This window comes from Novosphingobium sp. (assembly GCF_030699305.1).
GTDB lineage: Bacteria > Pseudomonadota > Alphaproteobacteria > Sphingomonadales > Sphingomonadaceae > Novosphingobium.
This window is the reverse complement of sequence record NZ_JAUYNB010000017.1, coordinates 109811-129438: the sequence shown is the minus strand read 5'-3', so window position 1 is coordinate 129438 and position 19628 is coordinate 109811. Positions and strand designations below refer to the sequence as shown.

Below are 19628 nucleotides of genomic sequence, written 5' to 3'. Positions count from 1 at the left end.
TCCACAACGACGCACCCCCATCCCATTGCACGCGGGGCAGGGGACCCCCATATCCTGATTCAAAGCCGGGATTCACCTGGCATACCTATACGCGCGGCTCGTTGGGCGCGCCGCACTGGATGGATTGATATGACGACTTTGCTTCCCCTCTTGCCGCTGCGCGACATTGTCGTGTTCCCCGGCATGGTTGTCCCGCTGTTCGTGGGCCGCGAAAAGTCCGTTGCCGCGCTGGAAGCGGCGATGGCGGGCGACAAGGACATTTTCCTGCTCGCCCAGCTTGATCCCGGCTGCGACGATCCGGAGCGCGATGACCTTTACGATATCGGCGTGATCGCCACGGTCCTGCAACTGCTCAAGTTGCCCGATGGCACGGTGCGCGTGCTGGTCGAGGCGAAGCAGCGCGGCCAGTTGGAGGCCGTGCGGCTGGAACAGGCCAGCACCGGCGAAATGATGGTCGCGCAGGTGGAGCGGCTGGAACCGGTGACCGTATCGGGCACAGAAGTGTCCGGCATGATGCGCAGTGTGGTCGATACGTTTGCCGAATATGCCAAGCTCAACAAGAAGCTGCCGCAGGACGCGGGTGAGAATCTGGGCGACATCGTCGATGCCGGGCAGCTGGCAGACAGTGTCTCTGCCCATATCCAGGCCAAGGTGTCCGACAAGCAGGCGATGCTGACCGAAGACGATCCGCTCAAGCGGCTGGAAATGGCGCATGCCTTCATGGAAGGCGAACTGGGTGTTTTGCAGGTGGAACGCCGCATCCGGGGCCGGGTGAAGCGCCAGATGGAAAAGACCCAGCGCGAATATTACCTGAACGAGCAGCTGAAGGCGATCCAGTCCGAACTGGGCGGCGACGGCGAGGAAGCGAACGAAATCGCCGAGCTTCAGGAAAAGATCGAAAAGCTGAAGCTGTCGAAGGAAGCCCGCACCAAGGCGAGCGCCGAGCTGAAGAAGCTGAAATCGATGCAGCCGATGAGCGCGGAAGCGACCGTCATCCGCAACTATCTGGACGTGTTGCTGGGCCTGCCGTGGGGCAAGCGGAGCAAGCTGAAAAAGGATATTCACGCGGCGCAGTCCGTGCTGGATGCGGACCATTATGCGCTCGACAAGGTCAAGGACCGGATCGTCGAATATCTGGCCGTGCAGGCCCGCACCAACAAGCTCAAAGGGCCGATCCTGTGCCTCGTTGGCCCGCCGGGCGTGGGCAAGACCAGCCTGGGCAAGTCGATTGCCAAGGCGACCGGGCGCGAGTTTATTCGCCAGTCGCTGGGCGGCGTGCGTGACGAGGCCGAAATTCGCGGCCATCGCCGCACCTATATCGGCTCGCTGCCGGGCAAGATCATTTCCAACCTCAAGAAGGCCGGGACCAGCAATCCGCTGTTCTTGCTGGATGAGATCGACAAGCTGGGCCAGGATTTCCGGGGCGATCCGGCCTCGGCGCTGCTCGAAGTGCTCGATCCGGAACAGAACGCCAAGTTCCAGGACCACTATCTGGAACTCGATTACGATCTGTCGGACGTGATGTTCGTCTGCACCGCGAACAGCCTGAACCTGCCGCAGGCGCTGCTGGACCGGATGGAGATCATCCGGCTGGAAGGCTATACCGAGGACGAAAAGGTCGAGATCGCGGAGCGCCACCTGATCGCCAAGCAGATTGAGGCGCACGGGCTGAAGGCGGGTGAATTCACGCTGGAGACCGAGGCGCTGCGCGACCTGATCCGCTATTACACCCGCGAAGCCGGGGTCCGCACGCTGGAGCGTGAAATCGCCCGGCTGGCGCGCAAGAGCCTGCGTCAGATCCTGGAAGGCAAAGCCGCCGCCGTGACCGTCACGGCGGAAAATCTGGGCGATTTCGCCGGGGTGCAAAAGTATCGCCACGGCGTGTCGGAAGAAGAGCATCAGGTCGGTGCGGTCACGGGTCTGGCGTGGACCGAAGTGGGCGGCGAACTGCTGACCATCGAAAGCGTCACCGTGCCGGGCAAGGGCATGGTCAGGACGACCGGCAAGCTGGGCGAGGTGATGAACGAAAGCGTGCAGGCGGCCTTCAGCTTCGTGCGCGCACGCTCACCCGCTTATGGCATCAAGCCGTCGCTGATCCAGAAGAAGGACATCCACATCCACTTGCCCGAAGGCGCGGTGCCCAAGGATGGGCCAAGCGCGGGCGTGGGGATGGTGACGTCGATCGTCTCGACCCTGACCGGCATCGCCGTGCGCAAGGATGTGGCGATGACCGGTGAGGTCACGCTGCGCGGGCGCGTGCTGGCAATCGGCGGCCTCAAGGAAAAGCTGCTTGCCGCCTTGCGGGGCGGGATCAAGACGGTGCTGATCCCTGAGGAAAACCGCAAGGATCTGGTCGAAATCCCGGCCAACATCCGCGAAGGGCTGGAGATCATTCCGGTCAGCCATGTTGACGAAGTGCTCGAACGCGCGCTCGTTTCCATGCCTGAACCGATTGTCTGGACCGAAGCGGATGATCTGGCCAGCCAGCCCGGCCATGCCGCAGCCGGGGCAGCCGGAGCCGGGCCGACGGCGCATTGATTGATGTTGCATTGCAGCGATTTCGGATGCCGTCCGATTCGCTGCGATGCAGCATGGCCGCGCCCGGCCCTTGCAACGCTCACTTCGTCGAAATTGGCGGGAAAACGTCCGGAATCGCGGGTTACTTTTGCGCTTTGGCTTTGACACGCTGCTGAAAAGCCGCTCAATTCCGCCATCATTTGAGGCGATCCAACGCAGCAACAGATTTTCGCAAGGTAGGGGGTTTCAGGAATGAACAAGAACGAACTGATCGGGGCCGTGGCTGAAACGAGCGGGCTTTCCAAGACGGATGCCACCAAAGCGGTCGAAGGCGTGTTTGAAGCGATTACCGGCGCATTGAAGTCCGGTGACGAAGTCCGGCTGGTCGGATTTGGCACCTTCTCGGTCGCCAAGCGCAAGGCGTCGACCGGACGCAACCCGCGCACTGGTGAGCCGATGAAGATCAAGGCCTCGTCGCAGCCGAAGTTCAAGGCTGGCAAGGGCCTGAAGGACGCCGTAAACTAACCAACGCTGGCGGCCGCAACGCCTCGCGGTCGCGCACTTGCCAACGCCGCGCTTGCCAGTCCGGCAAGCGCGGCGTTTGCATTTTGCGGTGCCGGCCTGCCGCGCAGTGAACGCGGCGGCAGCGCCTGCCGGGGCGGGGCTGGACGTCCGGCCAAGCACACCCTATATCCCGCCGGTAATGAACCGCTTACTGCTTGCCTTGCTGGCCCTGCTGACGGGCATGATGACGCAAGTCACGCCCGCGCAGGCGCGCATGGGCGGTGGTTCAGATACGGAAATCGGCGCAGTGGAATCCGTGCGCGGTGCGGCTCGTCCGGCGGCCAGCGCCTCACAGGCCATCGCCGCGCCCGTCGTCCGGCAGGAACGGCGCGATCGCGAAGCGACCCGTGTTCGTCCGGCGCGCACGCAGATTTTCATCCCCTCGGTATTGTTCGGGCCGGACCGCGCGCTGGAATAGCGCGCGTCGTCGTCTGCCCTGTCTCAATCGTGCCGCGCGCGCAGCGCCGGCGCGGTGCATACCCATACCTTCCAGTTCAGGAATCTGCTTATGTTCGGCGCCATCGCCAAGGCCATTTTCGGCTCGTCCAATGATCGTTACGTCAAATCGCTCGACAAGTTCGTGCAGCAGATTGCTGCCTATGAAGCCACGATCGAAGGCCTGAGCGACGCGGAACTGACCGCGCAGACCCAGAAGTTTCGCGATCAGCTGGAAGCCGGCAAGACGCTGGACGACATCCTGCCCGAAGCGTTCGCCACGGTGCGCGAAGCGGGTAAGCGCGTGCTGGGGATGCGGCACTTCGATGTCCAGATGATCGGCGGCATCGTGCTGCACCGGGGCGAAATCGCCGAAATGCGCACGGGTGAAGGCAAGACGCTTGTGGCGACGCTGGCGGTCTATCTCAACGCGATCGAGGGCAAGGGTGTCCACGTCGTCACGGTCAACGATTACCTCGCCCGCCGCGATGCCGAATGGATGGGCCAGATCTATCGCTTTCTGGGCCTCAGCGTGGGCGTGATCGTGCCCAACATGCCGGAACACGAACGCCGCGGCGCTTATGAAGCCGACATCACTTATGCCACCAACAACGAGCTGGGCTTCGATTACCTGCGCGACAACATGAAGCGCGAGCGCGGCGAAATGGTGCAGCGCCCGTTCAATTACGCGATTGTCGACGAAGTGGATTCGATCCTGATCGACGAGGCCCGGACCCCGCTGATCATTTCCGGCCCGACCGATGACAAGTCGGACCTGTATATCTCGGTCGATGCGATCGTCCAGAAACTGTCGGCCGAGGATTACGAGGCTGACGAAAAGACCAAGAACATCACGCTGACCGAAGACGGCGTCGAGAAGGCCGAACGCCTGCTGGAAGATGCCGGCCTGCTGGTCGGCAGCAACCTGTATGACATCGAGAACACCCAGGTCGTCCATCACCTTGATCAGGCGTTGAAGGCCAACGTGATGTTCAAGCGCGACATCGACTACATCGTCAAGGACGGGAAAGTCGTCATCATCGACGAGTTTACCGGGCGCATGATGGACGGGCGGCGCTGGTCGAACGGGCTGCACCAGGCGGTCGAGGCCAAGGAAGGCCAGAAGATCGAGCCGGAGAACCAGACCCTCGCCTCGATCACGTTCCAGAACTATTTCCGGATGTATCCCAAGCTGTCCGGGATGACCGGCACGGCGGCGACCGAAGCGGCGGAATTCTTCGACATCTACAAGATGAACGTGGTGACCATCCCCACCAACATCCCCGTCCTGCGCGTGGACGAGGAGGATGAGTTCTACAAGAACACCACCGACAAGTTCCAGGCCATCGCCAAGCTGATCCGCGAACGCAGCGAGGTTGGCCAGCCGGTGCTGGTCGGCACCGTGTCGATCGAAAAGTCGGAACTGCTGTCGAACTACCTGACAGAAGAAGGCGTCAAGCACGCCGTGCTGAACGCCCGGTTCCATGAAATGGAAGCGCATATCGTGGCGCAGGCCGGACGGCTCGGGGCGGTGACCATCGCCACCAACATGGCCGGGCGCGGGACCGATATCCAGCTGGGCGGGAACATCGAGTTCCGGATCGACGCCGAACTGGCCGATCTGCCCGAAGGACCGGAACGCGAGGCCGCGATTGCGCAGATCAAGGCCGAAGTCGCCGCCGACAAGGAGAAGGTCCTTGCCGCCGGGGGCCTGTGCGTGATCGGCACCGAACGCCACGAAAGCCGCCGGATCGACAACCAGCTGCGCGGTCGTTCAGGCCGTCAGGGCGATCCGGGGCTGTCGAAGTTCTATCTGTGCCTCGAAGACGATCTGCTGCGTATTTTCGGGCCCGACACGCTGTTCTCACGGATGATGAACAGCAACCTGGCCGATGGCGAGGCGATCGGATCGAAGTGGCTGTCGAAAGCGATCGAGACCGCGCAGAAAAAGGTCGAAGCGCGCAACTACGACGTGCGCAAGCAGGTGGTCGAATACGACAACGTGATGAACGATCAGCGCAAGGTGATCTACGAACAGCGCGCCGACATCATGGATGCCGCTGCGATTGACGACGTCGTGCTGGATATGCGCCATGATACCGTCAACACGCTGGTCGGCGATGCCTGCCCGCCCGGCTCCTACCCCGAACAATGGGATATTCCGGCGCTGCGCCAGCGCGTGCTGGACGTGACGGGCGTGGACGCGCCGATTCAGGAGTGGCTGGAACAGGACGGGATCGAGCCGGAAGTGATCGAACAGCGGATTGCCGCGCTGGTCGATGACAAGATGGACGCGAAGGTCGGTGAAGATGCCTCGATCTGGCGGCAGGTCGAAAAGCAGGTGCTGCTGGAACGGCTGGATCATTACTGGAAGGAACACCTCGCCACGCTCGACGCGCTGCGCCAGGTGGTGTTCCTGCGCGCCTATGCGCAAAAGACCCCGCTCAACGAATACAAGCAGGAAGCGTTCGGCCTGTTCGAAAAGATGCTCGACGGGATCCGCGTGGATGTGACGCGGGTGCTGTGCAACAGCGAACTGCGGATGCCCGAACCGGTCCAGCTGCCTGACCTGCCGGACTTCCTGACGACCCATATCGACCCGTTCACCGGCGAAAACGATGCGGGCCGGATGCCGGGTGCAGAAGCGATGCTGGGCGCACTGGGCGGCGGCGCGGCGGCAGCGCGGCTGGCGGCGCCGGGCGAGGGTGATCCCTATGCCGACCTTGGCCTGTCGCGCAACGCACCGTGCCCGTGTGGTTCGGGCGAAAAGTACAAGCACTGCCACGGGGCCGCTGGCTGATATGACAGCGCGGCGCGCAGCCGCCGCACCGCCAGTCCCCCTCCTGCCTGCGGGAGGGGAGCATGCGGTGTCTGGCGGTTCGCGCTGACGGGGTCACCCGATGATCTGGCTGCCGTTCGGCTTTTTCCTGACCGCGCTGCTCTATGCCTCGGTGGGGTTTGGCGGCGGGTCCACTTATAGCGCGCTGCTGTCGCTGGCCGGGTTCGATTACCGGCTGCTGCCGATTGTCAGCCTGTGCTGCAACGTGGTGGTGGTCACCGGCAGCACCATCCGCTTTGCCCGCGCGGGCGAGCTGCCCTGGCGCGGGGCGCTGACGCTGTCGCTGGTGGCCGCCCCGCTGGCGTTTCTGGGCGGGCTGACCCCGATCCGCGAGGACGCGTTCCTGATCCTGATGGGTCTCAGCCTGGTCGGCGCGGGACTGGCGCTGTTCCTGCCGCGCGCACCGGAAACGGATGAAGCGCCCGCCCCCCTTGCCCGGTTGATGGGCTGGGCCGCAGCGCCGCTGGGCTATCTGGCGGGGCTGGTCGGGATCGGCGGCGGCATATTCCTGGCCCCGCTGCTGCACCTGACCCGCTGGAACAAGGCGCGCCGAATCGCGGCGACAACCAGCCTGTTCATCCTGATCAATTCGCTGGCCGGACTGTTCGGGCAATTGCTCCGCGGCGGCGCCGATCGCTTTGCCGAGGCGCTGACCGGGGCCTTGCCGCTGCTGGTCGCGGTGGTGATCGGCGGGCAGCTCGGCAGCCTGCTGGCGCTGCGCATTCTGCCTGAACGCATGATCCGCTGGCTCACCGCCGCACTGACGATCTGGGCGGGCAGCAGGCTGCTGCTCGGCTGAATCAAAAAAGCCCCGCCGGAGGGCAGGGCCTTGGAAAAACTGGCTCCCCGAGTAGGATTCGAACCTACGGCCATTCGATTAACAGTCGAATGCTCTACCGCTGAGCTATCGGGGAGCAGCCCCGTCGCCGGGGCAGGGGTGCGCGTATAACAGCGTCGATGCGTTTGGCAAGCCGGTCTGCGCGCAAAAATACTCAGAACTGGAATTGCTCGGCAAAGATGCGCTCTTCCAGGGTTTTGCCGGGGTCGAACAGCAAGGTCAGCTGGCGTTCGCGCGCGATCTTTACTTTGACCGCCAGAATATCGCGCAGTTCCTTCTGGTCCGCGACCGTTGCGACCGGGCGTTTGAGCGGCTCGATCACGCGGAAGTCGATCTCGTAATGATCGGGAATGATCGCACCGCGCCAGCGGCGGGGGCGGAACGGGCTGATCGGGGTCAGCGCCAGCATGTTGGAGCCGAGCGGCAGGATCGGGCCGTTGGCGGACAGGTTGTAGGCGGTGGAGCCAGCAGGCGTGGACACCAGGATGCCATCGCAGAACAGTTCCGGCAGGCGGACCTTACCGTTGACCGATACTTCCAGCTTGGCGGTCTGGCGGGTTTCGCGCAGCAGCGACACTTCGTTGATCGCGCAGAAGCTTTCCTGCGCGCCGCTGCCGGTGGTGGCGATCATTTCCAGCGGATTGACCGCCAGCTGGCGGGCGCGGGCGATCCGTTCCAGCAGCGGGCGGCTGGACTTGGGCCGGTTCATCATGAAGCCGACCGTGCCGTAATTCAGGCCGTACGCCGGGATCACCCGGTTCATGTCCAGCATCTGGTGCAGCGCGTGGAGCATATGTCCGTCGCCGCCCATCACCACGGCAATATCCGCCTGCTCCAGCGGGACGAAATCGGCCAATTCGCGTAGCTGCTGCGCGGCGTCCTGGGCGCGTTCGGTATCGGATGGCATCAGGGCCAGACGCGGCGGCTTGGTCATGCGCGGGTGCATATGGCCGCAGGGGGGCTTTGGCAATCGCCGAGCGCGAACACTTTAGTAGGGAGGCTGTGCTATGCGGATTGCAATGCCGTTCCTTGCGCCCGACGAACTTGATGCCAGCCGCGATGCGGTAACCGGCCTGCCGGGCCGCGATGCGGCGCGCGCGCGGCTGGGCGAATGGCTGGTGCGCGGGGCGCAAGTGCATGCACTGCTGATCGGGCTGCGCCGGTTCGATGCCGTGAACCTGGCTTACGGCACCGCCGCCGGGGACGCGGCGCTGGCCGAAGTGGCCGCGCGGCTGAAGCATTTTGCCGCCGATGAACTGGACGGCCCCTGGCTGGCAGCGCGCAGCGGGGGCGGGCAATTCCTTTTGCTGTGCGCCGATCCGTGCAGCCGCGAACGCTGGCAGGTGTTTGCCGCGCAATTGCTGGAAGTGCTGGCCCGGCCGATTTCCACCGCCGCAGGCACGCTCCGGCTGTCGCCGCGCGGCGCGCTGCTGCGCGGGCTGGCGGACGAAACTGCGGATTCGATGCTCGACCGGCTGGGACAGGCACTCGCCACCGTGACGGCGCAGGCGGGCCGCCGCCTGCTGTGGGCCGATGGTGAGCCAACCCGCGCCGGGCGCAGCGCCGCGCAGCTGGAAGCAGACCTGCTCCACGCGCTCGACCGGGGCGAGATCGAAGTGGTCTATCAGCCGCAGTTTTCCTGCTCCGACAACCGCCTGACCGGGGCAGAAGCGCTGGCCCGCTGGAACCATCCGCAACTCGGCCGGATCGGCGCGGGCGCGCTGTTTGCGATTGCCGAACGGGCGGATCATGTGGCGCAGCTGTCACGGCAGGTCGCGCAGCAGGCGCTGGCGGGGGCAAAGGGCTGGCCGATGGACTTGCGGCTGTCGCTCAATGTCACGCCGAACGATCTGGCGGTGAGCGACTTTGCCGAAGCGTTCACGGCGCTGCTGGCCGAAACCGGTTTTCCGGCCTGGCGGTTGACGCTGGAGGTGACGGAACAGGTGCTGCTGGCCGATGTTGCCCACGCCGCGCAGGCGCTGGGCAAATTGGCGGAGCGCGGGATGCGGATCGCGCTGGATGATTTCGGCGCGGGGTTCTGCAACTTCCGCTATCTCAAGCTGCTGCCGCTGCATTACCTCAAGCTGGACCGCAGCATGATCGACGGCGTGGTGGGCGATGCCCGCGATCTGGCGGTGCTGCGCGCGATCGTGGCGATGGCTGGCGCGCTCGACCTGAAAGTGATTGCCGAAGGGGTGGAAACCGAAGCCCAGCGTGCGCTTGCCGCGGCTGAGGGCTGCGCATTCTATCAGGGCTTCCTGCGCGCCCAGCCGATGAGCGCGGGCGATTTCGGGGAACTCGCGCGGGGATAGCGCGCGGTCAGCTCCTTAAGTCCGATCCATCTACCACCCCCGCCCATGCTGAGCTTGTCGAAGCATTGCCCTTGTTCTGGCGGCCGCGCGCGTGGGGCGAAGGGCAGGACGGTCCTTCGACAGGCTCAGGACGGGCGGGGTTGGGGGGGGGCGGGCTGGAGTTACCGCTTCGCCTTGCGTGCAATCGCGCTCAGCCCCTTGGTCAGCTGGAACAGGCCGTTGAGCCGGGCGTCGGCATTGCCCCACGCGCGGTTGACCACCAGCTTGTTGTCGGGGCGCAGCTTGATCGCGCCTTGCAGGCGCTCGGCGTAGTTGATCAGCCCCAGCGGGTCGGGGAACTCATCGTGATAGAAGCTGACGAGGGTGCCCTTCAGCCCGACGTCGATCTTGGAAATGTTGGCCGCGATGGCCTGACGCTTGATTCCGATAAGCTTGATCAGGTTGACGGTCGGCGGCGGGAGCGGGCCAAAGCGGTCAATCATTTCGGCGGACAGCGCCTCCACATCGTCGGTATCCTCGGCGTCGTTGAGGCGGCGATAGAGCGCCATGCGCACGGCAAGGTCCGGCACGTATTCTTCCGGGATCATGATCGGCGCATCGACCGTGATCTGCGGCGACAGCGCGCTGCGTTCCCGCGCCAGCCCGATTTCACCAGCCTTGGCGGCCAGAATCGCGTCTTCCAGCATCGATTGGTAGAGCTCAAACCCGACCTCGCGGATGTGGCCGGATTGTTCATCGCCCAACAGGTTGCCCGCGCCGCGAATGTCGAGATCGTGGCTGGCGAGCTGGAAGCCCGCGCCCAGCGAATCGAGATCGCCCAGCACTTTCAGCCGCTTTTCCGCGACTTCCGACAGCTGGTTGTCCGCCGGCGTGGTGAGATAGGCATAGGCCCGCAGTTTCGACCGGCCAACCCGCCCGCGCAGCTGGTACAGCTGCGCGAGGCCGAACCGGTCCGCACGGTGGATGATGATCGTGTTGGCCGACGGAATATCGAGGCCGCTCTCGACGATCGTGGTGGACAGCAGCACCTCGTATTTCTTCTCGTAGAACGCGCTCATCCGTTCTTCGACTTCGCTGGGGGCCATCTGGCCGTGCGCGGTGACGAAGCCGATTTCGGGCACGGTGCGGCGCAGCCACTTTTCCACGTCCTCCATATCGGCAATGCGCGGCACGACGATGAAGCTTTGCCCGCCGCGATGGTGTTCGCGCAGCAGGGCCTCGCGCATCACCATGTCGTCCCATTCCATCACATAAGTGCGCACCGCCAGCCGGTCGACCGGCGGGGTCTGGATCGTGGACAACTCGCGCAGGCCCGACATCGCCATTTGCAGCGTACGCGGGATCGGCGTGGCGGTGAGGGTCAGCATATGCACATCGGCGCGCAGTTGTTTCAGCGCTTCCTTGTGATTGACGCCAAAGCGTTGTTCTTCATCCACCACGACCAGCCCCAGCCGCTTGAACTTTACGCTTTTGGACAGCAGGGCATGGGTGCCGATGACCACATCGACCGTCCCGTCGGTCAGCCGGGCGCGGGTTTCGCGCGCCTCCTTCTCTCCCACCAGTCGCGACAGCCGCCCGATTTCCAGCGGGAACCCGGCGAAGCGTTCCCTGAAATTGGTGAAGTGCTGGCGCGCCAGCAGCGTGGTCGGCGCGATCACCGCCACCTGATGCCCGGCCATCGCGGCGACAAACGCGGCGCGCAGCGCAACCTCGGTCTTGCCGAAGCCGACATCGCCGCAGACCAGCCGGTCCATCGGGCGGCCTGCGGCCATGTCGTCCAGCACATCGCCAATCGCGGCTTCCTGGTCGTCGGTTTCCTGCCAGGGGAAGCGGTCGATGAACTGGTCAAAGCTGCCGTCCGGCTGGATCACGATGGCGTGCCGCAGCGCGCGCAGGGCGGCAGTTTTCAGCAATTCGTGCGCGATTGCACGGATGCGTTCCTTCAGGCGCGAGCGGCGCTTTTGCCAGGCCTCGCCGCCCAGCTTGTCGAGCGCGACGAATTCCGCATCGCTGCCATAGCGTGACAGGACGTCGATGTTCTCGACCGGGACGTACAGTTTGTCGCCGCCCGCGTATTCGAGGCAAACGCAATCGTGCGGGCTGTCGCCGACGGGGATGGATTGCAGCCCGCCATAACGGCCGATCCCGTGGTCCATGTGGACCACCAGATCGCCGGGGGTGAGCGCCGAAAGTTCGGCCAGGAACGCGTCCGCGCCCTTGCGGCGTTTCTTGCGGCGGACCAGCCGGTCGCCCAGAATGTCCTGCTCGGTAATCAGTTCCAGTTCGTCGCCCGCAAACCCGGTTTCCAGCGGCAGGACCAGCGCGACCGGCGCGCCTTTCGCGGCCAGCCCCAGCGCTTCCTGCCAGTTGTCGGCCATGACCGGGGCGGGGCGGGTGGCTTCACCCAGGATCGCGGCAATGCGGGCGCGGCTGCCTTCGGTATAGGCGGCGATCAGCGCCTTCTTGCCGCGTTTCGCCAGCGCGGTGAGGTAATTGGCGGCGGCCTCATAGACGTTGTCACCGCGCGCCCGCTCTGGCGCGAAATCGCGGCTGCTGCCGAACCCGAAGTCGATCACACTCGCGCTGTCGGGCTGGGCGAAGATGTCGAGCTTGTGGATCGGGCTATCCGCCGTCGCTGCGTCCAGTTCCGACTGCGCCAGATACAGCGCCGCCGGTTCGAGTGGGCGATAACTGCCTGCGGCCTTGCCGGAAGTGTCGCTGCGCGCGGCATGGTAATCCGCGATGTCGCCCAGCCGTTCATCGGCGGCGGCAATCGCCGCGCTGTCGATCAGCAGCGTGTCGGCGGCGGCCAGGTGATCGAACAGCGTTACCAGCCGCTCTTCCAGCAGCGGCAGCCAGTGCTCCATCCCCGCCAGCCGCCGCCCGTCGCTGACCGCCTGATAGAGCGGATCGCCGGTGGCATGCGCGCCGAACAATTCGCGATAGCGGGTGCGGAAGCGCTTGATCGTGTCATCATCGAGCAGCGCCTCGCTGGCGGGCAGCAGCAGGTGCGCGGGGACTTCACCGATCGAGCGCTGGGTGTTGGGATCGAACAGCCGCAGCGTTTCCAGTTCATCCCCGAAGAAGTCCAGCCGCAGCCCGTGTTCAAGGCCCGATGGATAGATATCGAACAGCGATCCGCGCACCGCATATTCGCCCGCATCGGCGACCGTATCGGTGCGGCTGTAGCCCTGCCGCTGGAGCAGGCCGATCAGGCTTTCGCGGCCGATCTCCATCCCCGGTTCGAGCAGGCGGACCGATTCGCGAATCCGGAACGGGGTCATCACCCGTTGCAGCGCGGCGTTGATCGTGGTGACCAGCAGTTGCGGCTTGGGGCTGACGCGCTGCAACCGGTGCAGCGCCGACAGCCGCCGCGCGCTGACCGACAGGGCCGGGCTGGCGCGGTCATAGGGCAGGCAGTCCCACGCCGGAAATTCGATCACATCGAGTTCCGGGGCAAAGAACGCCGCGGCATCGCTGACACCGCGCATCGCGGCATCGTCCGCCGCGATGAACACCGCGCGGCCGCCGCCGCTGCGGGCATGGGCCGCGCGCGCCAGATCCGCCAGCACCAGCGGCTGGCTGCCACGCGCGACGGATGACAGCGTCAGCGGGGTCTTGGCGGCAAGGATCTTTGAAAAATCAGGCATGGTCCACGCAACAGCAATTGCCCCGCGGGCCGAAAACAAGGCCAGCGGGGGGGAATGATGCGATGGTCCTTAGCGGGTGGAACCGCGCCTGTCAGCGCGGGATTTCGACGTAGTCCAGCTTGCGGAACGCATCCATCAGCGGCCCGGTGTATTCGTCCGGCACGGACAGCGTGCCCAGCGCCCAGCCGAGGATGTTGACGTCCTCTTCATCCAGCAACGCTTCGTACCAGACAATTTCAGCCTCGCCCCAGCTGGCATGGTGCCGGTCAAAGAAGCAGCCGATCATGTAATCCGCTTCACGCGTGCCGCGATGCCAGGCGCGGAACTTCAGGCGGCGGAGGCGATCTTCAAGCGAGGGGGCTTCACGCGAGGGGACGGGCTGGGTCATGCAGCGCCGGTTACGGCAGGTCGGGCCGATCCGCAAGCTGGCCGAACTCCCCTCCCCGGCGGGGAGGGGTTGGGGGAGGGGGCGGCGCCATCGCTGAGAAGCCGTACACCCCCACCCAACCTCCCCCGCAAAAGGGGGAGGGGTAAGCGCAAGGCGAGAATCAGCTCTTTTCGCGCAGCGCCGCGACGATATCGTCTGCCTGCTTGCCGATCAGGTCCTTGCTCAGTTCCTTTACCACCGCGCGTTCGGTCTGCTTGTGATAGTGCTTGCGCACTTCACCCAGCGTGCGCGGCGGGGCGATCACCACCAGTTGTTCGATCTTGTGGCCGAGCACCTGACTGTTGAGCCATTCGGTTGCGGCGATGGCGTGGGCGTCTTCTTCCACCTGATGGCCGGCGTGGTTGCCCGAACTGGAATGATGGCCCGCGCCGGAATGGTTGCTGCTATCCAGCTTCGGCGAGTCGAACGCGGTCAGCTGCGGTTCGGCTTCGTCCCCGGTGTTGCGATAGAGTTCGAAGTTTTTCCCGTCGATCAGCGCGATGACGGTTCCGTGGGGCAGCAGCATTCGGGTTCTCCTGATTTCATTGTGCCCGCTTGTGGGGGCTGAAGGCATAAAGCCCCGGGCGGGCGGGGTGTTCCATGCGCTGGGTCAAAGTCTATGACAATTCTCGCCATCGGTCACGGAGTTTGGCATAGGCGCTGGCGATGCGTCCCGATCGGCTCAACCCCCTGTTCGCCGCCGCCGACAGCCTGAAAGGCGTCGGGCCCGGACTGGCGCGCCCGCTGGAGCGGCTGGGGCTGACGCGGGTAAAGGACTTTGCCTATCATCTGCCCGACCGGTTCGTGCAGCGCCGAGCAGTGGCCGATCTGGACGAAGCGGGGGTGGGCGAAAACATCGTCGTCGCGCTGACCCCGCTGGAATACCGCAGTTCCGCCGGGCGCGGGCCGTTCCGGGTGCTGGCAGCAGACAGCGCGGGCAACGTCTGCGCGCTGACCTATTTCGGGCGCAATGGCGGCTGGGCCAAAAAGCAGCTGCCGCTGGGCGAAACCCGCTGGATCGCCGGGCGGCTGGATCAGTTCGGCCAGACGCTGCAAATCGTCCACCCCGATCACGTCGCCGAAGGCAGCGATCTGGCGCTGGGCCAGCTGGTGGAGCCGGTCTATCCGCTGTCCGAAGGGCTGACGCAGGGGCGGCTCGCGGCGCTGGTCCAGCTTGCGCTGGCGCACGTTCAGCCGCTGCCCGAATGGATCGAGCCGGGGCTGCTGGGCAAGTTTCAATGGCCCGCCTGGGCCGATGCGCTGGCGCTGGCCCACCGGAGCGAACATCCCGCTGCGCGCGACCGGCTGGCCTATGATGAACTGCTGGCCAACAGTCTGGCGCTGCTGCTGGTCAAGGAATCGAACCGCACCCGCGTCGGCACGCCCTTGCGCGGCGACGGGCGGCTGCGCGGGAAACTGCAACTGCCGTTCGCGCTGACCGGCGCGCAGGCGCGTTCGATTGCCGAGATCGAGGGCGATCTGGCCCAGACCGCGCCAATGCTGCGGTTGCTGCAAGGCGACGTCGGTTCGGGCAAGACGGTCGTCGCGCTGGAAGCCATGCTGATCGCGGTGGAAGCCGGAACGCAGGCCGCGCTGCTCGCGCCGACCGAAATCCTCGCGCGCCAGCATCACGTCACGCTCACCCGGATGGCGGCGGGGACGGGGGTGACGATCGCGCTGCTGACGGGGCGCGACAAGGGCCGGGTGCGCGAATCGATCCTGATGGGGCTGCTCGATGGCAGCATCGACATGATCGTCGGCACCCACGCGATCTTTCAGGACACGGTCAGTTACAAGCATCTGGCGATGGTGGTGATCGACGAACAGCACCGGTTCGGCGTCGGCCAGCGGCTGATGCTGACGCAAAAGGGGAAGCGCACCCCGCACTGCCTGGCGATGACCGCCACCCCGATCCCGCGCACGCTGACCCTGGCGCAATATGGCGAAATGGACGTTTCCCGGCTGGACGAGATGCCCCCCGGCCGCCAGCCGATCGACACCCGCGTGGTGGCGGTGGAGCGGCTGGACGATGTGGTCGGCGCGATCGGGCGGCATATCGCCACCGGGCAGCAGGCCTATTGGGTCTGCCCGATGGTCCGCGAAAGCGAGACGGACGACATCGCCGCGGCCGAGGCGCGCCATGCCGAACTGCAGGCGCGGTTCGGTGATACGGTCGTGCTGGTCCACGGCCAGCTGCGCCCCGAAGCCAAGGACGCGGCGATGGAACGCTTCGCCAGCGGGCAGGCCAGCCTGCTGGTCGCGACGACCGTGATCGAAGTCGGCGTGGACGTGCCCAACGCGACGCTGATGGTGATCGAACAGGCCGAACGGTTCGGCCTCGCCCAGCTGCACCAGCTGCGCGGACGCGTGGGGCGCGGCGCGGAAAAGAGCACCTGCCTGCTGCTGCGCGGCGCGGCGCTGTCCGAAACCGGGCGGGAACGACTGGCGCTGATGCGCGAGACGCAGGACGGGTTCCGGCTGGCCGAGGAAGACTTGCGCCTGCGCGGCGGCGGCGAACTGCTCGGCACCCGGCAATCGGGCGACACGCCGTTCCGCGTCGCCAGCCTGGAACAGATCCAGCGCCTGCTGCCGATTGCCCACGATGACGCCCGCCTGCTGGTGGACCGCGATGGCGGCCTGACCGGCGAACGCGGCGAAGCGGCGCGGTTGCTGCTGTACTTGTTCGAGCGGGATTGGGGCGTGCAGCTGCTGCGCGGGGGGTAGGGGGCGTCGCCGCGACCCAATAGGGCTTTCGTCCCGATTGTGACGGCGCGCCTGCCACGCCAATTCCGGTGCAATTCACACCGGAGTAGCTGCCATGGCCTTGCCCCAATCCCTTCGCCAGCTGGGCTATGCCGGGCTGTTGCCACAAGCCGCTGCGGTGGTGGTCGCGCTCGATGGCGGGGAATGGCGCTGGACGGCGCTGGCGGTAGGGTTTGGCTATGCCGCGCTGATCTTCAGCTTTCTGGGCGGGGTGTGGTGGGGCATTGGCGTGGCGCGCGATGATGCGCCGAGTTGGATCTTCGCCGTGGCCGTGGTGCCCAGCCTGATTGCGCTGGCGGCCTATCTGCCGTGGATTGCGGGCTATAACTGGCCGGGGCCGTCGCTGCTGGTGGTCGGCGCGTGCCTGCTGCTGACGCCGCTGGTGGACCGCGCCATCGGTTTTTTGCCCGCAGGTTGGCTGGCCTTGCGCCTGCAATTATCGCTGGGACTGGGCGCCATGTCGCTGGCGCTGGGCGTGCTGGCTCTTTGAAATTGCCGGTCTGGTAATCCGGCTCAAAAGAGCGATTTGGTCGGGGAAAGAGGATTCGAACCTCCGGCCCCTGCCTCCCGAAGACAGTGCTCTACCAGGCTGAGCTATTCCCCGACCGATCGCGGGAACCCGAAGGAACCCAAGGCAGGAGCGGGCCTATAGGATGCGTTTTCCGCAGTGGCAAGCAGGCTTTCGGAATTTTTGCAGGTTGGCTATCAGGCCGCAATGCAGACTGCCGATAATTCCTCGCTTCCTGGCCCCTCCGATCATTGGGAATGGCAGTATCTCAGCCTTATGCGCCGCATCTGGGAGCAGGGCGATGAACGGATCGACCGGACGGGAATCGGCACGCGATCCGTCTTCGGGGCGCAATTGCGGTTCGATCTGGCGGGCGGAGCGATGCCGTTGCTCTCGACCAAGCGGGTCTACTGGAAAACCGCGACGCGCGAATTCCTGTGGTTTCTGACCGGCGATACCAACATCCGCACGCTCTGCGCGCAGGGCGTGGAAATCTGGACCGACTGGCCGCTGGACCGCTATCGCAAGGAAACCGGCGATGAGATTTCGCGCGCCGATTTTTCAAAACGGATCGTGGACGATGCCGATTTTGCGGCACGCTGGGGCGATCTGGGGCCGGTTTACGGCAAGCAGTGGACCGACTGGCCGGTCTATGAACCAGTGGGCGACGGGCTGTTCCGGCAGCGCGCAGCGGGCATTAATCAGGTCGCCGACCTTGTCACCAGCCTGCGCACCAACCCCGGCAGCCGCCGCCATATCGTCGAGGGCTGGAACGTGGCCGAGCTGGACCGGATGGCGCTGCCGCCGTGCCACAAGACCTATCAGTTCCATGTCAGCGCCGGAAACCGCCTGTCGTGCATGATGGTTCAGCGCAGCTGCGATGTGGCGCTCGGCCTGCCGTTCAACCTGTGGGGCGCGGCGCTGTTCACGCGGATGCTGGCGCAGCAGTGCGACATGGAGCCGGGCGAACTGGTGTGGATGGGCGGGGACACGCACCTCTACCTCAACCACGCCGATCTGGTGGAGCAGCAACTGGCGCGCGTGCCGCAGGGGAATCCGGTGATGGCGATTCACCGCCGCCCGGCATCGATCTTCGACTATGGACTCGAGGATTTCGAAGTCACGGACTACGCCCCGCAAGCCCACATTTCCGCACCTGTGGCGGTGTAGGCCGTGCAATGAATCACCTGTTCCCCGCATCGTCATGCTGAACTTGTTTCAGCATCCATCGTGCCGATTGCGATGGCGGTGCGGGTGGAGAGATGGACCCTGAATCAAGTTCAGGGTGACGGTAAGTTGTTGTGATATAGCGAGGTTATGGATTAACGCGGCTGGCTTGTCGATAGTTGACGCTGAAACCAGTTTGAAATAAAATAACGCGTATCTAAAATATGCTTACCCGGCGCATGGGGCGCGCGGGTCAGCGGGAGAGCGCGAACGATGGCCGACCGGCCCGCCAGTGAAACCCCTTCGTATGGCAATGGCGGCAGCAACCTGCCGCCGCTGTCGCTGCACGTGCCGGAGCCGCGCTTTCGCCCCGGCGATCCGGTCGATTACACCCATCTGGCGATCCCGCCCGCCGGTGCGCAGCCCCGCCCGGATGAGGCCTGCGCGGCCAGCGACACCGCGCCGCTCTGCACCGATCTGATCCGGGTGCTCGATGACAGCCATCAGGCGGTCGGACCGTGGGACCCTAAGCTTGACGCCGAAACGCTGCGGCGGATGCTGCGCGTGATGGCGCTGACCCGCGCGTTCGATGACCGGATGTATCGCGGCCAGCGACAGGGCAAGACCAGCTTCTACATGAAATGCACCGGCGAGGAGGCGACCTCGGTCGCGTCTGCCTTCGCGCTGGCGGACGATGACATGGTGTTCCCCAGCTATCGCCAGCAGGGCATCCTGATCGCGCGCGGCTATCCGATCGTGGAGATGATCAACCAGATCTATTCCAACCGCGCGGACAAGCTGAAGGGCCGCCAGCTGCCGATCATGTATTCCAGCCGCGAGCATAGCTTTTTCACGATCAGCGGCAATCTGGCGACGCAGTATCCGCAGGCCGCCGGCTGGGCGATGGCGAGTGCGATTCGCGGCGACAGCCGGATTGCCAGTGCGTGGGTCGGCGAAGGGTCCAGCGCGGAAGGCGATTTCCACGCCGCGATGACCTTTGCCACGGTCTATAACGCGCCGGTGGTGTTCAACATCGTCAACAACCAGTGGGCGATTTCCAGCTTTTCCGGGTTTGCCGGGGCCGAGCGGGCGACCTTTGCCAGCCGCGCGGTGGGCTATGGCATGGCCGGGCTGCGGGTCGATGGCAACGATCCGCTGGCGGTCTATGCCGCTGCGCGCTGGGCCGCGAACCGGGCGCGCTCGAACATGGGGCCGACCCTGATCGAGCATTTCACCTACCGCGCCGAAGGGCATTCCACCTCCGACGATCCCGGCCAGTACCGCAGCGCGCACGAGCGGACCGAATGGCCGCTGGGCGATCCGATCATGCGGCTGAAACGCCACCTGATCGCGCGCGGCGAATGGTCGGTCGAACAGCACGCCGCGATGGACACCGAACTGATCGAAGGCGTGAAAGCCGCGACCAAGGAAGCCGAAAAGAACGGGATTCTGGGGCACGGCCTCCACCACCCGTTCCACACCATGTTCGAGGACGTGTTCGAGGAACTGCCCTGGCACCTGCAAGAACAGTCGGAGCAAGCGATGCGCGAACGCCGGATCAAGTGGCCGGAGTGGAAGGAATCATGAGCGTGATCCAGGAGTTCCAGC

At 65.1% G+C, this 19628-nt stretch carries 14 protein-coding genes and 2 tRNA genes; 10 read left to right on the top strand and 6 right to left on the bottom strand.

The genetic code is table 11. The features are described from left to right. The first annotated feature begins 129 nt into the window (after positions 1–129). The 5 genes from lon to Q8Q53_RS08320 all read left to right on the top strand — a co-directional run bounded on the left by lon (position 130) and on the right by Q8Q53_RS08320 (position 7154). Entirely contained in the window at positions 130–2538 is a 2409-nt protein-coding gene (gene lon, locus Q8Q53_RS08340) for an endopeptidase La (RefSeq protein WP_305701303.1), read from the top strand. 231 nt (positions 2539–2769) lie between these two features. Further along, a complete protein-coding gene (locus tag Q8Q53_RS08335; protein WP_305701302.1) occupies positions 2770–3042 on the top strand; it encodes an HU family DNA-binding protein in 273 nt (90 codons plus the stop codon). Positions 3043–3220: 178 nt separating this feature from the next. Then, positions 3221–3499, top strand: coding sequence for a hypothetical protein (locus Q8Q53_RS08330; protein ID WP_305701301.1), 279 nt, complete (start codon positions 3221–3223; stop codon positions 3497–3499). A 90-nt stretch (positions 3500–3589) separates the two neighbouring features. Beyond that, positions 3590–6316 carry a preprotein translocase subunit SecA gene (secA, locus tag Q8Q53_RS08325; protein WP_305701300.1) on the top strand — a complete coding sequence of 909 codons (2727 nt, stop codon included), beginning with the start codon at positions 3590–3592 and terminating at the stop codon, positions 6314–6316. 100 nt (positions 6317–6416) lie between these two features. After that, the gene (locus Q8Q53_RS08320) at positions 6417–7154 is read left to right on the top strand and encodes a sulfite exporter TauE/SafE family protein (protein WP_305701299.1); all 738 of its coding nucleotides are present in this window, start codon (positions 6417–6419) and stop codon (positions 7152–7154) included. 40 nt (positions 7155–7194) lie between these two features. Here Q8Q53_RS08320 and Q8Q53_RS08315 read toward each other — a convergent pair. Both Q8Q53_RS08315 and Q8Q53_RS08310 read right to left on the bottom strand, forming a co-directional pair. Next, positions 7195–7269 (bottom strand) — tRNA-Asn (locus tag Q8Q53_RS08315). 78 nt (positions 7270–7347) lie between these two features. Continuing rightward, complete coding sequence (locus Q8Q53_RS08310; protein WP_305701298.1) at positions 7348–8127, bottom strand: NAD kinase; 780 nt, start codon at positions 8125–8127, stop codon at positions 7348–7350. Between the two features lie 73 nt (positions 8128–8200). Between Q8Q53_RS08310 and Q8Q53_RS08305 the strand changes: the two genes are divergently transcribed. After that, positions 8201–9505, top strand: a complete 1305-nt coding sequence (locus Q8Q53_RS08305; protein ID WP_305701297.1) for a GGDEF domain-containing phosphodiesterase — start codon at positions 8201–8203, stop codon at positions 9503–9505. 161 nt (positions 9506–9666) lie between these two features. On the opposite strand, the gene mfd is transcribed toward Q8Q53_RS08305, so the two are convergent. From mfd to Q8Q53_RS08290, 3 genes are all read right to left on the bottom strand, one after another. Further along, a complete protein-coding gene (gene mfd, locus Q8Q53_RS08300) occupies positions 9667–13155 on the bottom strand; it encodes a transcription-repair coupling factor (RefSeq protein WP_305701296.1) in 3489 nt (1162 codons plus the stop codon). A 91-nt stretch (positions 13156–13246) separates the two neighbouring features. Further along, positions 13247–13543: a succinate dehydrogenase assembly factor 2 gene (locus Q8Q53_RS08295; RefSeq protein WP_305701295.1), complete on the bottom strand. Its 297-nt coding sequence runs from the start codon at positions 13541–13543 to the stop codon at positions 13247–13249. 160 nt (positions 13544–13703) lie between these two features. After that, entirely contained in the window at positions 13704–14108 is a 405-nt protein-coding gene (locus Q8Q53_RS08290) for a host attachment protein (protein ID WP_305701294.1), read from the bottom strand. Positions 14109–14248: 140 nt separating this feature from the next. Here Q8Q53_RS08290 and recG point away from each other — a divergent pair, with 140 nt between their 5' ends. After that, on the top strand, positions 14249–16306 hold the full coding sequence (gene recG / locus Q8Q53_RS08285) for an ATP-dependent DNA helicase RecG (RefSeq protein WP_305701293.1): 2058 nt from the start codon (positions 14249–14251) through the stop codon (positions 16304–16306). A gap of 94 nt (positions 16307–16400) precedes the next feature. Continuing rightward, positions 16401–16835, top strand: coding sequence for a DUF3429 domain-containing protein (locus Q8Q53_RS08280; protein ID WP_305701292.1), 435 nt, complete (start codon positions 16401–16403; stop codon positions 16833–16835). A 37-nt stretch (positions 16836–16872) separates the two neighbouring features. Here the strand turns inward: Q8Q53_RS08280 and Q8Q53_RS08275 are convergent. Then, a tRNA-Pro gene (locus Q8Q53_RS08275) sits at positions 16873–16949 on the bottom strand. A 111-nt stretch (positions 16950–17060) separates the two neighbouring features. Between Q8Q53_RS08275 and thyA the strand changes: the two genes are divergently transcribed. Together thyA and Q8Q53_RS08265 are read left to right on the top strand one after the other, a co-directional pair. Continuing rightward, positions 17061–18023 carry a thymidylate synthase gene (gene thyA / locus Q8Q53_RS08270; RefSeq protein WP_305701291.1) on the top strand — a complete coding sequence of 321 codons (963 nt, stop codon included), beginning with the start codon at positions 17061–17063 and terminating at the stop codon, positions 18021–18023. A 270-nt stretch (positions 18024–18293) separates the two neighbouring features. Then, on the top strand, positions 18294–19607 hold the full coding sequence (locus Q8Q53_RS08265; RefSeq protein WP_305701290.1) for a 3-methyl-2-oxobutanoate dehydrogenase (2-methylpropanoyl-transferring) subunit alpha: 1314 nt from the start codon (positions 18294–18296) through the stop codon (positions 19605–19607). The last annotated feature ends 21 nt before the right edge of the window (positions 19608–19628 follow it).

What these genes read in the sequence shown, in the direction of transcription:
- lon (WP_305701303.1), top strand. Translation starts at nt 130, where the DNA reads ATGACGACTTTGCTTCCCCTCTTGCCGCTGCGCGACATTGTCGTGTTC.
- Q8Q53_RS08335 (WP_305701302.1), top strand. Translation starts at nt 2,770, where the DNA reads ATGAACAAGAACGAACTGATCGGGGCCGTGGCTGAAACGAGCGGGCTT.
- Q8Q53_RS08265 (WP_305701290.1), top strand. Translation starts at nt 18,294, where the DNA reads ATGGCCGACCGGCCCGCCAGTGAAACCCCTTCGTATGGCAATGGCGGC.
- Q8Q53_RS08310 (WP_305701298.1), bottom strand. Translation starts at nt 8,127, where the DNA reads ATGACCAAGCCGCCGCGTCTGGCCCTGATGCCATCCGATACCGAACGC.
- Q8Q53_RS08280 (WP_305701292.1), top strand. Translation starts at nt 16,401, where the DNA reads ATGGCCTTGCCCCAATCCCTTCGCCAGCTGGGCTATGCCGGGCTGTTG.
- Q8Q53_RS08305 (WP_305701297.1), top strand. Translation starts at nt 8,201, where the DNA reads ATGCGGATTGCAATGCCGTTCCTTGCGCCCGACGAACTTGATGCCAGC.
- Q8Q53_RS08295 (WP_305701295.1), bottom strand. Translation starts at nt 13,543, where the DNA reads ATGACCCAGCCCGTCCCCTCGCGTGAAGCCCCCTCGCTTGAAGATCGC.
- Q8Q53_RS08330 (WP_305701301.1), top strand. Translation starts at nt 3,221, where the DNA reads ATGAACCGCTTACTGCTTGCCTTGCTGGCCCTGCTGACGGGCATGATG.
- thyA (WP_305701291.1), top strand. Translation starts at nt 17,061, where the DNA reads ATGCAGACTGCCGATAATTCCTCGCTTCCTGGCCCCTCCGATCATTGG.
- secA (WP_305701300.1), top strand. Translation starts at nt 3,590, where the DNA reads ATGTTCGGCGCCATCGCCAAGGCCATTTTCGGCTCGTCCAATGATCGT.
- recG (WP_305701293.1), top strand. Translation starts at nt 14,249, where the DNA reads ATGCGTCCCGATCGGCTCAACCCCCTGTTCGCCGCCGCCGACAGCCTG.
- mfd (WP_305701296.1), bottom strand. Translation starts at nt 13,155, where the DNA reads ATGCCTGATTTTTCAAAGATCCTTGCCGCCAAGACCCCGCTGACGCTG.
- Q8Q53_RS08290 (WP_305701294.1), bottom strand. Translation starts at nt 14,108, where the DNA reads ATGCTGCTGCCCCACGGAACCGTCATCGCGCTGATCGACGGGAAAAAC.
- Q8Q53_RS08320 (WP_305701299.1), top strand. Translation starts at nt 6,417, where the DNA reads ATGATCTGGCTGCCGTTCGGCTTTTTCCTGACCGCGCTGCTCTATGCC.